Source organism: Streptomyces sp. NBC_00654 (genome assembly GCF_026341775.1).
In the GTDB taxonomy this organism is placed as follows: Bacteria; Actinomycetota; Actinomycetes; order Streptomycetales; family Streptomycetaceae; genus Streptomyces.
On the sequence record NZ_JAPEOB010000001.1, the window covers coordinates 3,727,812 to 3,741,517 of the forward strand.

The 13,706-nt window shown below is 68.2% G+C and carries 14 protein-coding genes; 5 read left to right on the top strand and 9 right to left on the bottom strand.

Annotation, left to right across the window (positions count from 1 at the left end):
• Nucleotides 1-3 precede the first annotated feature (3 nt).
• From OHA98_RS16035 to OHA98_RS16070, 8 genes are all read right to left on the bottom strand, one after another.
• Nucleotides 4-696: a DUF6624 domain-containing protein gene (locus OHA98_RS16035; protein WP_323179560.1), complete on the bottom strand. Its 693-nt coding sequence runs from the start codon at nucleotides 694-696 to the stop codon at nucleotides 4-6.
• On the bottom strand, nucleotides 693-1,355 hold the full coding sequence (locus OHA98_RS16040) for a hypothetical protein (RefSeq protein ID WP_266926366.1): 663 nt from the start codon (nucleotides 1,353-1,355) through the stop codon (nucleotides 693-695). The genes OHA98_RS16035 and OHA98_RS16040 overlap by 4 nt, the downstream gene beginning before the upstream one ends.
• Nucleotides 1,352-3,388, bottom strand: coding sequence for a glycoside hydrolase family 15 protein (locus tag OHA98_RS16045; protein WP_266926368.1), 2,037 nt, complete (start codon nucleotides 3,386-3,388; stop codon nucleotides 1,352-1,354). Before OHA98_RS16045 ends, OHA98_RS16040 begins: the two co-directional genes overlap by 4 nt.
• Nucleotides 3,389-3,793: 405 nt before the next feature.
• Entirely contained in the window at nucleotides 3,794-4,240 is a 447-nt protein-coding gene (locus OHA98_RS16050) for a DUF6082 family protein (protein WP_266926370.1), read from the bottom strand.
• A complete protein-coding gene (locus tag OHA98_RS16055; protein WP_266926372.1) occupies nucleotides 4,237-4,653 on the bottom strand; it encodes a DUF6415 family natural product biosynthesis protein in 417 nt (138 codons plus the stop codon). Before OHA98_RS16055 ends, OHA98_RS16050 begins: the two co-directional genes overlap by 4 nt.
• Nucleotides 4,641-5,108 (bottom strand): LuxR C-terminal-related transcriptional regulator, encoded by a 468-nt coding sequence (locus OHA98_RS16060; RefSeq protein ID WP_266926374.1) that lies wholly within the window; start codon nucleotides 5,106-5,108, stop codon nucleotides 4,641-4,643. Before OHA98_RS16060 ends, OHA98_RS16055 begins: the two co-directional genes overlap by 13 nt.
• A 215-nt stretch (nucleotides 5,109-5,323) precedes the next feature.
• Nucleotides 5,324-5,812, bottom strand: coding sequence for a hypothetical protein (locus OHA98_RS16065; RefSeq protein WP_266926375.1), 489 nt, complete (start codon nucleotides 5,810-5,812; stop codon nucleotides 5,324-5,326).
• Nucleotides 5,812-6,318, bottom strand: a complete 507-nt coding sequence (locus OHA98_RS16070) for an ATP-binding protein (RefSeq protein ID WP_266926376.1) — start codon at nucleotides 6,316-6,318, stop codon at nucleotides 5,812-5,814. Before OHA98_RS16070 ends, OHA98_RS16065 begins: the two co-directional genes overlap by 1 nt.
• Nucleotides 6,319-6,561: 243 nt before the next feature.
• Here OHA98_RS16070 and OHA98_RS16075 point away from each other — a divergent pair, with 243 nt between their 5' ends.
• Entirely contained in the window at nucleotides 6,562-7,371 is an 810-nt protein-coding gene (locus tag OHA98_RS16075) for an SDR family NAD(P)-dependent oxidoreductase (RefSeq protein WP_266926377.1), read from the top strand.
• A gap of 9 nt (nucleotides 7,372-7,380) precedes the next feature.
• On the opposite strand, the gene OHA98_RS16080 is transcribed toward OHA98_RS16075, so the two are convergent.
• The gene (locus OHA98_RS16080; RefSeq protein WP_266926379.1) at nucleotides 7,381-8,766 is read right to left on the bottom strand and encodes a hypothetical protein; all 1,386 of its coding nucleotides are present in this window, start codon (nucleotides 8,764-8,766) and stop codon (nucleotides 7,381-7,383) included.
• 425 nt (nucleotides 8,767-9,191) lie between these two features.
• On the opposite strand from OHA98_RS16080, the gene istA reads away from it, so the two are divergent.
• From istA to OHA98_RS16100, 4 genes are all read left to right on the top strand, one after another.
• Entirely contained in the window at nucleotides 9,192-10,490 is a 1,299-nt protein-coding gene (gene istA / locus OHA98_RS16085; RefSeq protein ID WP_266922051.1) for an IS21 family transposase, read from the top strand.
• Nucleotides 10,490-11,329, top strand: a complete 840-nt coding sequence (istB, locus tag OHA98_RS16090) for an IS21-like element helper ATPase IstB (protein WP_266922050.1) — start codon at nucleotides 10,490-10,492, stop codon at nucleotides 11,327-11,329. Before istA ends, istB begins: the two co-directional genes overlap by 1 nt.
• 109 nt (nucleotides 11,330-11,438) lie before the next feature.
• Nucleotides 11,439-12,824, top strand: coding sequence for a radical SAM protein (locus OHA98_RS16095; protein ID WP_266926380.1), 1,386 nt, complete (start codon nucleotides 11,439-11,441; stop codon nucleotides 12,822-12,824).
• Nucleotides 12,805-13,518, top strand: a complete 714-nt coding sequence (locus OHA98_RS16100; RefSeq protein ID WP_266926382.1) for a hypothetical protein — start codon at nucleotides 12,805-12,807, stop codon at nucleotides 13,516-13,518. The genes OHA98_RS16095 and OHA98_RS16100 overlap by 20 nt, the downstream gene beginning before the upstream one ends.
• Nucleotides 13,519-13,706 lie beyond the last annotated feature (188 nt).

The window sequence follows — 13,706 nt, forward strand, 5'->3', positions numbered from 1 at the left end:
GCCTCACTGCCCCACCGCCCGCAGTTCGCCCGCAGATACCTGATCGGGTGTCGCTTCCGGAACCGGTCTGATGTGGCGACGCGGCTTCAGCTGCCAGAGACGGCGCTCCACAGGGACGGCACTCCTCGCGGGGACGACTATGTCGCCGGTTGTGTCGCCATGGCCGGGGGCTGAGGCAAGGCGTTGCCGCAGGGCGTGCAGCGCGGTGGCGGCGGGTTGGAGGCCCACGCTTGCTCGTCGGTCGTCGAGTAAGGCCGGCTCGCGCACCGGGTACGGTTCCAGGCCGCCGGGGCCGGTGCGGTACTGCGTGCCGAACTCCTGGGCCTGCCCGCTGTTGACGAGGGCGCGGTCATGGAGGTGGGCCCACTGCTGGACGGGCGCATCATCGGCTTGGACGGCGCGGTCGAGCAGTTGTGCGGCGGTGCGTTGGAAGTCCGGGGCATGGTCGGCGTGCAGGGCGATACGCCATGCGGCCTGGGCGGCATCGGGGCCGACGAGCTGGAGGCCCGGCCAGTCGTGGTCGGCCAGGATGCGCTTCAGGACGGCCGCGTTGGCGTGGTCGGCGTGGCGGCTCTGCCCGATGTGGATGGCGTCGAGCTGGTTGCGGACGAGCCGAGCCCACCGTTCGGTGGCCTGCTCGTAGCGTGCGATCAAGTCGTCGGCGAGGTCGGGGCGGAGAGGGGCTGTGGCCGTCATGATGTGCTCCGGTCGTGCCCGGACAGAGCCTGGGCAGGGAAAGGAACGGTGCAGAGGATGAGGGGTGTGAGCCGGAGATGCGGGTCGGCACGCAGTTCGAGCCGGGTCACCGGCTCGCCATTCGTCCCGGTACCTGTTCCGCAGTGCTCCCAGCCCATGTCCTGCAGGTTGGAAAGGAGGCTTTCCGCGGTAGCCACGCGGGGGCCGTGACCGGCGGGAACTTCGGCGCGAACGTAAGGAATGTTGTAGCGGGCTGCGTAGTCGGACGCCCAGAGAGTGATCAGCCGAACGATGTTGTCCGGGCGTTCCGGGAGGGTGTGGACGTGGCCGAGGAACAGGCTGCGGCGGGCACCATGCCTGCCCCAATGCCCGAGGTCCGCTTCCCGGTCGAGGATCAGGCAGCCGAGCAGGGCGTCGTCCTCGAACAGGCCGACGGACTGGTGCCGCTCTTCACGGAAGAGGGCCGGGACACCTTCGAAGGATCCAGGGAGGGGCACCCCTCTGCCCGCGAGCCAGCTGCGGCGGTCCTCGACCAGGGCGCCGGCCTCTGCCCTCTGGGCGTCGGTGAGCAGGGGCCGCATCTCGTATACGCAGAGAGCCGCAGGCCCGGGAGAGGGGAGGGCCGTCTCCGGCTTGACCGGATTGTCGAGAGGGCTCACTGGTCTGCACCCGTGTCTGCGAAGCTCTTGCCCGCTTCCTTGAGGGCCTCGGCGCACCGGTCATCCGTCTCACGCCGCGCGTGCACAAACTGCTCGCTGGTCGGGGCCGGGCCCAACTGCCCGGTCAGCGCGGCCACGGTGGTGCTCTGATCTGCGCGCGGGGCATCCGCGGCGTGGGCGCTTCCGTCACAGCGGGTGCTTGTCGCCGTTGTGGCTTTTGAGTCGCGGGAGGGCGTGTCCGAGAGCTGTTGCAGGAGCAGAGCGCTCTGGACCAGCCCCATATGGCTGAATGCCTGGGGGAAGTTGCCGAGCTGTCGTCCAGCCACCGGGTCGTACTCCTCAGCGAGAAGACCGAGGTCGTTGGGAAGGGCGAGGAGGCGGCCGAAAAACGATCGGGCCTCGGCCCGGCGGCCGGTCAGAGCGAGCGCGTCGACCATCCAGAAGGCACAGAGCAGGAACGTGCCCTCGTCACCGGCGAGGCCGTCGACTCCGGCCCGATCCCCGGCAGTGGGGTACCGGCGGACGAGTCCGTCGGACGTGGACAGTTCCCGACGGACCGCGTCCACGGTGCCGACGACGCGCGGGTCGTCGGCAGGGAGAAAACCCACCCGGGGAATCAGTAGCAGGGAGGCGTCCAGCTCCTTCGAGCCGTAGGACTGGGTAAAGGTGTTGCGCACCGGGTCGAAGCCCTTGACGCAGACCTCATGGTGGATTGCCTCGCGCAGCTCGATCAGGGCGAACAGGTCGACGTCGAGGGCGCCGGCTTCGGCCAGCCGTATCGTCCGGTCGACCGCGACCCACGCCATCACCTTGGAGTGCACGAAGTGCCGGCGCTCCCCCCGGATCTCCCAGATCCCCTCGTCCGGTTCCTGCCAGCACTCCTCCAGGTGCTCCACGAGCCGTCGGTGCAGGACCGCCGTGTCGCCGCAGTGAGCAACCCCGCCCTGGTGCGCGAGGTGGAGAGTCTCGATCACCTCGCCGTACACGTCGAGCTGCAGCTGGTCCGCGGCACCGTTGCCGACCCTCACCGGGGCCGATTCTTCATACCCCGGCAGCCACGGCAGCTCCCGCTCGGGCAGATAACGCTCCCCGGTGATCCCGTACATGATCTGCAGGTTCTCCGGATCACCGGCGACCGCCCGCAGCAGCCACCGCCGCCAAGCCTCGGCCTCCTGCCGGTACCCGGTTCCCAGCAGTGCGGCCAGAGTCGCGGAGGCATCGCGCAGCCAGGTGTACCGGTAGTCCCAGTTCCGGCCGCCGCCGATCTCCTCAGGCAGGGAAGTGGTCGGCGCCGCGACGATCCCGCCGCTCGGGGCGTAGGTCATCGCCTTCAGCGTGATCAGGGAACGCACGACGGCCTCGCGGTACGGCCCTTCATAAGTGCACTGGCCCGTCCAGTCACTCCAGAACCCGAGGGTGTCCGCCAGAGCGGCGTCCGGGTCCGGGATCTCCGGCGGTGCCGCGTGGGACGGGCACCAGCTGAGAACGAACGCCACACTCTCGCCCGCGGCGACCGTGAACGAGCTGACGATCGACCCGTCCTTCTCCACCTGCGGGGCAGAGGAGTCGAGCCACAGGGCGTCCGCGCCCGCCTCGGCGATCACGCGCCCGCCCAGCCCGTGGATCCACGGGCTGACACGGCCATAGCCCGGCCGAGGACACAGGGCAGAGATCATCGGCACTTCGCCGACCGTCCCTTCGACGATCCGGATCATCTGTGGCGCCCCGTCACGAGGCGGCATGAAGTCGACCACCCGAACCGTCCCGGTCGGCGTGCGCCATTGGGACTCCAGGACGAGGGAGTCGCCCCGGTATCCACGTCGAGCGACCACGCCGGGGACGCCCTCCGTGACGGGCGTAGGACATATCCGCCAGGATCCATGCTGCTCCGTGCCGAGAAGAGCGGCGAAGACGGCCGCAGAGTCGAAGCGGGGCAGGCACAGCCAGTCGATCGAGCCGTCGTCACACACATGCGCGCTGGTCTGCATGTCGCCGATCAGGCCGTACTGCTCAATGCGGGGGAGGCGTTTCATCGTGTCTTTACTCCATAGCGCCGGACGGTTCCGGGGTCAGTTGGCCGACCGCCGAGACGGCCGACGATTGGCAAGAGGCATGCGGGCTTGTGAGGGAGCGCCGCACGGTTGTCCGTGGGACGCGCGGCGGGAGCTTCGCGCGTGGGGAGGAGCCCGACGACGGGGAGTCCTCCCCACACGCTTCTTCCGGCCCCGAGCCTTGTTCCAGGTCCGGTTGCCGGGTGGTGCACCCGCCTGTCGCCGACGACGGGCGGGCGGTGCGTGGGCCGGCCGCATGTGCTTCCACGGGGTGCGGCCAGGGCGCGGTGTCTCGGCGTCACCTCCTCCACCGAAGACCGGGTCGGGGTCCGCCGTGCACGGGCGCGGCGGTCCGCATGTCCGGGAGGAGGCCCCAGTCCTGGGGATTCAGGCGGCGACTGGGTCCTTGCCGACAGCGGAGGCGTACTCGGCGGACAGGATGGCGTTGAACGTGCGGTCTGTCCGGTCGATCGCTTCGTCCTCACGGAAGCCGACGAACGTCCGCCAGTAGGTCCGGGCGATCTCGCGTTCCATGAGCCACTGCGCCTGAACCCGTAGCGAGTGCCTGTCAAGAAGCCCTGCCCGGAACTTGGCGGCCAGGAAGCTGACCAGCCGGTTGGCGTGAAGAAGGTTCTTGTGCACCTCGTCTGGCAGTTCTCCGCCGGGCGGGGCCCAGAGCGCGCGCAGCTCGGGGTCCGTGGCCAACTCGGCGGTCCACGTCTGGTGCATTTCCGCGGCCTGGAGCGCGAGCCGCCGTCGGTTCTGCCGCTCGGACAGAACGAGCCCGGCGGCTCCGACCACGGCGGCGACGAGAACGGAGTGTGAGGACTTCATCCCAAGGTGCCTTTCGTAGGGGCTTGCTGCGGAGTGGAGTTCGGTGCCGACCGCTGCTCGGCGCTGACCTGGTGGGTAGCGCGGAGCAGACCCTGGACGAGGCGGGCCACGTTCCGCGCGCGGCGCGCCGCCGCCAGCCGCGTGACTTCCGGCGGCGAGAGATAGAGGCGCCGGCCCGCCTCACCGAGCGTGGCCTGGGCACCCAACCGGGCCTCCGACTCGGCGGGGAGGCTCAGACACATAGTGCGTAGGACGATGGCGACGACCCGGCCGTACGTGGTCAACTGCTCGACCATGCCAAGCGTGACGTCGGCAGGTGGCAGATCAGAGCCACTCAGATCCCAGGCGAGCGCCGTCTCGACGACGGCCAGAACCTCGACCTTGTCTGGCACCGAGTCGGTCAGCGAAGCCATGAAGTCACCTGGGCCGCGGTGAGGATCTGGAACTGCCACGCGCGGGTGATCAGATGCGGCCGGTTCCGGGCCTGCAGGCTCTTCAGGAGTTCCCGGCCGTCCGCACGTACATCGGTGACCGGACGGTTCTGCTCCCTGGCCATCTGCGCGGGGCCAAGGCCCCGCGCGATGAACGCTACGAGGGCCCGCTGCTCGCGCAGCAGGTGCCACTCCACCGGGTCCAGCAAAGGAGGTTGAGTGATGGCCTCGACGGCGAAGCCGACGGCGACCGCAGCGGCGGTATCGCTCGCGCCGTACAGCTTGTTCTTCGCGAGAAGGAGGTAGCCCGCAGCGGTGGTCTTGCGGATATCGAGGCCCACGGCGACTTCGGCAAGCGTGTCGCCTGCGGCCAGCCCCTCAAGGACCTCCCGCTCTCGAGGCGCGAGGACGATCTTCGCGACAGGTGAAGCGATCACTACTCAACTCCTTCTCATGACTGACATGTCGGCAGTCGTCGTAGGCACAGGGCCGGGGACCGTCCACGAGTACGCGTGCCACTGAGACGGACGATGTGGTGAGGATTCCGTCCGGAGGCGCCTCGGCCGACCGAAGGGGGGACGGACGGACCGCGTCGTGACGGCGCAGGGCAGACCTCCGGAGTATTGGGGCGTCCCGGCGTCTGCGATGGGCGTCAGTTGTCATCTCCCATCAGGTTGAGGAGAGTGACGATCGCCAGGGCGTACCGGCGCAGGTACGAAAGCGCCTCATCGGGGGCCGGACGTTCGTCGCGCAGGGCGAGCAGGTGGCACAGCTCCTCGGTGGGAAACACCGCGACCCGGTACGGGGCAACTTGCAGGAGCTGGTGCGTGGCCCGTCGGAAGCGGTGAGTGATCCGCGCCGTGTCCTCGGCGCTCAGCGGCTCGACTGCAGGGGGCCGCCGCCGGGGCAGGGGAAGCCCGAAGCGGACCAACACACCGTCGAGCCACTGACCGCCGCCGTCAGCCACGGTGCTCGGCCGGTCCCGGAGGACTTCCTCCACAGTCGCGATCAGCTCATCGCTGATGCCTTCGGCAGTGAGGGAGAGGGATAAGGCGTGGGCGAGCCCGCGCATCGCCACGTCCTCGGAAGTGATCAGCCGCCGGCGCTGCTCGGCGGTGACGCCCATGCTGACGGCGCCCATCAGGGCTGCTCCGAAGGGGCCCGCAACGAAGCCCAAGTGGTTCGACCGCCGTCCCTCACGCCCCAGCCCTGAGCGAGATCGGCGACCAAGAACAGTCCGCGGCCGGATTCCTCTTCGTCGCCGGCGGTACGAAGACGGGCGGGGGCCGGGTTGTCGTCGGCGACCTCGACGTGGAGTTCACCCGGGTCTTGCCACACCCGCAGGCAGACAGTTCCGAGGCCGTGCTCGATCGCGTTCGTGACGAGTTCGGATACGACGAGTCCCACATCCTGCGCCAGGGGAGTGGGTACAGCCCAGCTCCGCATGACCGCTGCGGTGACGTGCCGTATCTCCGGGACGCGAACCGGATCCGGACTCATCACCACCTCAAAGGCACGTGATGCCAGTGGCCCCGGCTCCGTCGCAGCCGCAGCCGCAGCCGCAGCCGCAGCCGCAGCCGCGACGGTGGCGGTGGCGGTGGCGGTGGCGGTGGCAGGGTTCCACTTCGAGTCGTGCTTGACGTCCATCCAGTCAGGAGCCCTGGGGGCGGTGATGCTCTGGCACATCGCTGGCCTCGGCTTCGTCGGTGGGATGAGGGAGTTCGTGCGGTCACCCGGCTCCGTAGGGCCATCGCTCGCCGATTGTCGCCGCACGGTTGGTCCCAGACCGGGTACGTCCATAAGAGAACCGCCCCGGCGGCCCGGTAAGAAGGGTGCATGGAGGATGTCTTCGACCACGCGGGTTGGCACGGTTGGTGAAGGGTTGCGCAGATGACTGATGCAGGACATACCGGTGGGCAGCGGGCGGCGACTGGACAGTTCGCGGGCCGCCGCATTGTGGTGACGGGAGGCTCCAGAGGGCTGGGAGAACACATCGTGCGCTTGCTCCTGTCCGAAGGGGCGCGGGTGGCGACGTGTGCCCGGAAGCCCGAGCCGTTGGAAGCGCTGCGCAGTTCGCTCGATGTGCCGACTGCTCTATTCACCCGGACTCTGGACGTCTCCGCGCCGGAACTGCTGGAGCGGTTTGTCGAGGAGGCCGCCTCAGCGCTGGGAGGGTTGGACGGGGTTGTCGCGTGTGCGGGCGGTGCGCGAGGGAGGGGAATCACCGAGGCGACAGCGGAGGACTGGGCGGCGACCTGGGAGTTGAACGTTGGCCATGTCGTCCGGCTGATCGCGGTGGCCACCCCGCACCTGCGAGCGGCCGGTGGCGGGTCGATCGTCGTCGTGGCCTCGGTCTCCGGGTGGAAGCCCGGCCCGCAGGCTCAGTACGGCTCGGCGAAGGCGGCCCAGATCCACATGGTGTCGTCCTTGGCCAGGGAGCTGGCTACGGATGGCATTCGCGTGAACGCGGTCTCGCCCGGATCGATGCTCATCCCCGGAAAGCGCTGGGACCGGATGCGCCGGGAGGACCCGTCGGCCTTCGACCGATTCCGAACGGAGTTCCCTGGGAGAGAACTGGTGCGGCCGGAGGAGGTGGCAGACGCGATCGCCTTCCTGCTCTCGGACCAGTCGCGAGCGGTGACCGGGATCAACCTGCCCGTCGACAAGGGCCAGAACGCGCCGACGCCCGAAGGATACTGACCGGGAGCTTCAGGCCGCTGTACCGAGAATCGGCCGGGCCTTTCGTTCGAAGTCGCGGACGATGGACTCGCCTTGGTGAGGAGTAAGACGTGCACGGAAGTCGCGCAGAGCCTGGACGGACCGTTCGCTGTGCACTCCGGCGAGCAGGTCCACGGCGTTGCTCGCAGTGTCGACCGCCTCGTCCAACCTGTTCTGCTGAAGGAACGCCGTCGCGAGCACCGAGCGGCTGATGGCCTGCCGGCGGCGGCGGTCGCCGTTCGCCTCGACTGACGCCCGGGCGAGGTGCTCGGCCTCTGCGGCTTCGCCGAGGTCGCGGTGGACCAGGGCCGCCTCGGCTTCCAGATAGTGGTGGTCCAGGAAGCGAACCCACGGCGACTCCTCGGCGGGGCCCCGGCTGACCTCCAGGTTCTTGTGGGCCTCCAGGAGGGATGCCGTCGCGCGCTGGGAGTCGCCCAGGGCGGAGTACCCGCGGGCGGCCATGGCGTACAAGCGCATGAGCCCGAGCGGGCTGCCCACCGACTTGGCTGTCGCGATACCCGCTCTCGCTAGCGAGACGCCTTCGGCGGGGTTGCCGAGGCTGGTGGCGAGGTGCGACATGCCGGCCAGGATCTGCCCGCCGAGCACGCGGTCTCCGCCCTCGGCACACAGCCTCAGCGCCTGGATCATGTAGCGCTCCGCGAGCCCGTAGTCGGCGGCGTCGTACGAGCACCAACCAGCCATTGCCCCCAACTTGGCAGCCGAGGTGTACAGGAGTCTGCGCTGGCCCGAGGAAAGGTTGCGCTGCTGCAGCATGGGTGCGAGTTCGGTGCTCAGATAGTGCACGATGCTCGCCCGTACACCACCACCGCCGAAGCGATTGTCCATCTCGTCGAACATCTCGATCATCGCCTGGACCTGCTCGACGGGGCCGCCGCCGGCCACTACAGCGAGCCGGGAGGCTTGCTCGTCCTCCAGGAGCCAAAGCAACCAATGCCGTTGAGGGTCCAAAAGAGCCGTCGCGACGTACGGAACCGCGCCGAGGAGACTGCGTCGCGAGATATCGGTCGAACCGAGCTCGGCGAGCGTATGAAGTGTTTCACCCACATCTTCACGGTACGTCAAGGCCCTTGCGACCACAGGTCTCTGGTGCTGATCTGTGAAACCGATGTCAACGGGGGAAATGGATCGGCCTAAGAACCCTGCCAGGGCAGCGGCAATGAATTCCGGGGCGCGGCCTCGCGGGGTCATGCCCTGTAGCCATCGGGTCACCGATGCCTTGTCGTAGCGGGACACCACGCCCTGCAGCGCACCCAGTTCGTTGACCTTGCGAGCCAAAGCGGCGTGTGAATAACCGGCCTCCGTGAGCACCGCCGCGAACGCGGCGTTGTCCTCACTGCTCGCCTTTGAACTGCTCATGTGTAGATGATGCCTTGCCGATCACCCTGCGTCCCAGCCTTCCGACACAGCGCGAGAGAGATGCAACCCCCGTACAACCGGACAACCCTGTTGCCCTCTCCTCCCGAGCCCTGCTAGCGCCGACAATGAATGCGCTCTGGGGCTCGCGGCCCTTCCCGGCGAGGACGCCGCTGGAACACCGCCGAAACCCCCAGCGCTGGAGGGAGACCCATATGCAGCCTGTAGTGATCCTGGACTGCTTCACCGTCGAGCCGAGTGGCCTCGGCGTACCGCCCTACCTGTCGACCTACGTCCGAAACGCCTGGTGTGCACTGCGTGTCGGCAACGGGTGAAATGGATACCACGGACGGCGGATGAAAAGTGAGCCACTCTGCGATCTCTTGATCATTCTGGCTTCAGGGTCTCTGGAGCGGGAGGAAGAGAGGGTGATCCTTGTGGAGGACTGGGCTGAGATCCGCCGGTTGCACCGGGCTCAAGGACTGTCCGCGCGGGCTGTTGCCCGACAGCTGGGGATTTCACGGAACACGGTGCTACGGGCTCTTGCTTCGGACCGGCCCCCGCAGTACCGGCGGGCGGCGAAGGGGTCTGCGGTGGACGCGGTGGAACCTGCGGTCCGGGAGCTGCTGCGGCAGACCCCGACCATGCCCGTGACTGTGATCGCGGAGCGAATCGGCTGGGAACGCGGGCTGACGATCCTGCGGGACCGGGTGCGTGAGCTGCGGCCGGTGTATCTGCCGGTGGATCCGGTATCGCGGACGGTCTATCAGCCCGGTGAGCTCGCGCAGTGCGACTTGTGGTTTCCGCCGGTGGATATCCCCCTCGGCTACGGCCAGAGTGGACGCCCGCCGGTCCTGGTCATCGTCTCGGGCTACTCACGGATGATCACCGCCCGGATGCTGCCCTCCCGGCAGACCGGCGACCTGATCGACGGTCACTGGCGGCTGCTGGCCGACGGCTGGCAAGCAGTCCCCAGGACGCTTGTCTGGGACAATGAGGCAGGCATCGGCAGAGGAAAGCTGACTTCCGAGTTCGCGGCGTTCGCGGGGCTGCTCGCGGTGAAGGTCCACTTGTGCCGGCCCCGTGACCCGGAGGCCAAGGGCCTGGTGGAACGCGCGAATGGTTACCTGGAGACGAGTTTCCTGCCCGGGCGGACGTTCAGTGGCCCCGACGATTTCAACACCCAGCTCACCGGCTGGCTGCAGATCGCCAACCGCAGGACCCATCGTGCAATCGCCGCTCGGCCGACGGACCGCTGGGAGTCCGACCGGGCCCAGATGCTCCCGGTCCCGCCGGTCGCCCCGCCCCACTGGTGGCGCTTTCAGACCCGCATCGGCCGTGACCACTACATCCGGGTCGATACCTGCGACTATTCCGTCCACCCCCGGGCGATCGGTCACCGCGTCCTGGTCCGTGCGGACAACGAGGACATCACGGTCACCCTCACCGATACCCCCAGCGCCGGTGCCGGGACGGAGACGGTGGCGCGGCACCCGCGCTGCTGGGCCCGCCACCAGACGCTCACCGACCCCGAGCACGCCGAGGCGGCCCGCCTCCTGCGCGGAGAGGTCTGGCATCAGCAGGCCGCCCGAGCGGCCACCGCCCATACTGCCGCCCTGGCACCGAACAACCTCGGCGTCGAAGTCGAACAGCGCGAACTGGACACCTACGACCGGATGTTCACCCTCATTGAGGGCGGCGGCGGGAAAGAGGAGGCGGACACCTGATGCCCCGCACCCCAGCGGCCGGCTCCCGGCCAGGCCCGGCGAAAACCGCGGACAAAACAGCGCCCACCGGCCATCAGACTGCCTCGGACCTGGCATTTCTCGCCCGCGCGATGAAGGCACCCACCCTGCTGGACGCCGCCGAACGTCTGGCCGAACGCGCCCGCGCCGAGTCCTGGACCCACACCGAATACCTGGTCGCCTGCCTGCAACGCGAGGTGTCCGCCCGCGACAGCCACGGCGGCGAGGGCCGCACCCGGGCTGCCCACTTCCCCGCGATCAAGACCATCGAGGAACTCGATGTCGCCCATCTGCGCGGTCTGACGCGACAACAGCTCGCGCATCTGGGCACACTGGACTTCATAACGGGCAAAGAGAATGTGGTCTTCCTCGGCCCGCCCGGAACCGGCAAGACCCACATCGCCACCGGCCTCGCCGTCCGGGCCTGCCAGAGCGGACACCGCGTGGCCTTCGCCACCGCTTCCCAATGGGTGGACCGCCTCGCCGCAGCCCGCCGCTCCGGGCAACTCCAGGAAGAACTGGTCAAACTCGGCCGCTACCCGCTGATCGTGATCGACGAGGTGGGATACATCCCCTTCGAAGCCGAAGCGGCCAACCTCTTCTTCCAGCTGATCGCCAACCGCTACGAGAGAGCGAGTGTGATCGTCACGAGCAACAAGCCCTTCGGACGCTGGGGAGAAGTCTTCGGCGACGAGACCGTGGCCGCCGCCATGATCGACCGGCTCGTCCACCACGCAGAGGTCCACTCCCTCAAAGGCGAGTCCTACCGCATGCGAGGACGAAAACTCGGCCGCGTCCCCACCCCCACCGACAACGACTGACAACCAACCAAGACCGCAAAACGGCCCACAATTCAACCGCCCAAACTGGCCTCAAATTCGGCCGTTGCCGACACTGCGACAGGCCCGTCCGGAGGCGGAGGTCCGGTACGTGACCATCGACGATGTCCGATGGTGCCTGGCCGGAGGCAAGCCCACCGTCGAACCGCCCCAAAGCGATCGGCTCACTTACTCGACCACCGTCAACCGGGACACCGCCATTCAGCTCCTGCGAGATGCTGCGATCGTGATCGTCATCGCCGGAGACGCGGTCCCGTCCGTCCACCTGCACGCCGTGAATGGATCGTTCGAGGAGATCGCTCGCGCACTCGCCTGCACGCGCGGCCGTCGCTACCTGCTCGGCCCGCTGTCCGCCTACGCCCTAGCCACGCCTGCGGAGTACGCGGGGCTGTTCGACGCTGTCCATACCCATACCGTGACGTCCGGTGACCTTCTGCTTGGCAGCCGACGCCCGGCCGACTATGAGCAGATGCGCACCGAACGCGACTCGTTCACCGGCCTCGTCGAGCAGATGCCCTGGCGTCCGATCGCCGAGCTGGAGCTGTACCGCGGCTGCACTCGACGCAAGTTCTGTGACTTCTGCAACGAACCGACGAAATCGCCTCTCGTCGCCTTCCGCGAAGTTGACGACGTCGTGGCCGAGACCGCCCAGCTCTACGCGGCCGGCATCCGGAACTTCCGCCTCGGCCAACAGACCTGCTTCTTCTCCTACCGTCATCGGGACGAGACCGCGATTCGCGCCCTGCTCAGCGGCATCCGCGAGTGCTGCCCCGAACTGGAGGTGCTCCACATCGACAACGCGGACCCCCTCGCCGTGGCCGCGCCCGTCGGGTTACGCATCGCGAAGCTGGTGGCGGACTTCTGCACCGAGGGCAACTGCGCGCCGATGGGTATCGAGAGCTTCGACCCGGCCGTTATCGAGCGCAACACCCTCACCTGCACGCCCGAAATTCTGATGCGTGCCATCGGGCATGTGAACGAGGCAGGCGCAGCCCGCGGCCCCGGTGGTCTGCCGATGCTCCTCCCCGGCCTGAACCTGATCTACGGTCTCCCCGGGGAGACTCACAACACTCACGTGGCGAACCTTCGAGGCTTGGCCGGGATACTCGACGCCGGCCTGCTGTGCCACCGGACGAACGTACGCCTGGCGAGAGCCTTCCCCGGTACCCCGCTTGCTTCGCTCAGCGAGCCGGAGCCGCTGCCGTCGGCCGAGCACTTCGCGTCGTGGAAGGCGGACATCGACTTCACCTGGGATCAGCCGATGAAAGAGCGGGTCTACCCGACCGGCCTGCGCGTGCCGGGACTGCACTCCTACTTCATCAGCGAGGAGGGTACCTATTGGCGGCGATTGGGCTCGTACTCCATCCAGGTCATCGAGCGCAGCGCGCGAGTGCCCCTGGGGACTACCGGAGATCTGGTGGTCACCGGTCATTCGCCACGCATGATCTTTGGGGAACGTGTTGCATCCGCTGCCTGACGGGACACTCGCGAAACTGGCTGCTCTGGACGCGGCCGCGGAAGGCACCGTCCGTGCGGGCATGCTGCTGCCCTGGGCCAACGTGGCAGTGGAGACCGAGTTGCCCCGCCTCGGCCTGCGCCACACGGTCTTCCACCACGCACGGCTCGTGCCCGCATCCAGGACGACGGCGATCGACACCTCCTTCTGGCACGGACTGCGCGAGGCATCGGTTCATGCGCTGGACTCGTTGTCGCACATCCCGCTCGACACGGTGATGCTGGCGTGCACGTCGGCGGGCTTCACCGACGGCCCGCCACTGCCGAGCGGAGTGGTCACCGCCTTCGACGCCCTCCTGCGGGCCCTGACCGACGCGGCCGTGGCACGTGTGGTTCTCGTCACGCCCTACCCCACTCCGGTGACCGAAGCGGAAGCTGCGGCGCTGACCGAGGCCGGTATGGAGGTCTTGGCCCACGCGAGTCTGGGCCTGACCGATGGCTACCCTGAAGTCCCCCCGGGCCAGATCCTTGCCCTGGTGGAGCAGCTGCCGGAGGCCGCCGTCGAGGCTGCCGGCGCGATAGTCCTGTCTTGCACCGGGTGGCACACCCTGCCAGCAGTCGCCGAACTGGAGCACCGGTTCGGCAAGCCGGTAATTTCGTCCAACCTCGCCATGGCCCTTCTTGCCACCCGAGCACCTGCTGGAGTTGGTCCATGACGATCGAACGCGCAAAACCAACACCGCTTGAGATCCGGCGTGTCCATCGGTTGGTCGTCCGAGCCGCCGGCCTGCCGGACGTGCGGGCCGAGGTGGAGGCCAATCACGACGAAAACCGGTGGTGGCCGACCTCGATCAGAGACCCACGGGTACGGATGCTCGCCGCCGGTTGGTCCACCCGGGTCTCC

What these genes read in the sequence shown, in the direction of transcription:
- OHA98_RS16035 (WP_323179560.1), bottom strand. Translation starts at nt 696, where the DNA reads ATGACGGCCACAGCCCCTCTCCGCCCCGACCTCGCCGACGACTTGATC.
- OHA98_RS16045 (WP_266926368.1), bottom strand. Translation starts at nt 3,388, where the DNA reads ATGAAACGCCTCCCCCGCATTGAGCAGTACGGCCTGATCGGCGACATG.
- OHA98_RS16050 (WP_266926370.1), bottom strand. Translation starts at nt 4,240, where the DNA reads ATGAAGTCCTCACACTCCGTTCTCGTCGCCGCCGTGGTCGGAGCCGCC.
- OHA98_RS16055 (WP_266926372.1), bottom strand. Translation starts at nt 4,653, where the DNA reads ATGGCTTCGCTGACCGACTCGGTGCCAGACAAGGTCGAGGTTCTGGCC.
- OHA98_RS16065 (WP_266926375.1), bottom strand. Translation starts at nt 5,812, where the DNA reads ATGGGCGCCGTCAGCATGGGCGTCACCGCCGAGCAGCGCCGGCGGCTG.
- OHA98_RS16070 (WP_266926376.1), bottom strand. Translation starts at nt 6,318, where the DNA reads ATGGACGTCAAGCACGACTCGAAGTGGAACCCTGCCACCGCCACCGCC.
- OHA98_RS16075 (WP_266926377.1), top strand. Translation starts at nt 6,562, where the DNA reads ATGACTGATGCAGGACATACCGGTGGGCAGCGGGCGGCGACTGGACAG.
- OHA98_RS16080 (WP_266926379.1), bottom strand. Translation starts at nt 8,766, where the DNA reads ATGAGCAGTTCAAAGGCGAGCAGTGAGGACAACGCCGCGTTCGCGGCG.
- istB (WP_266922050.1), top strand. Translation starts at nt 10,490, where the DNA reads ATGCCCCGCACCCCAGCGGCCGGCTCCCGGCCAGGCCCGGCGAAAACC.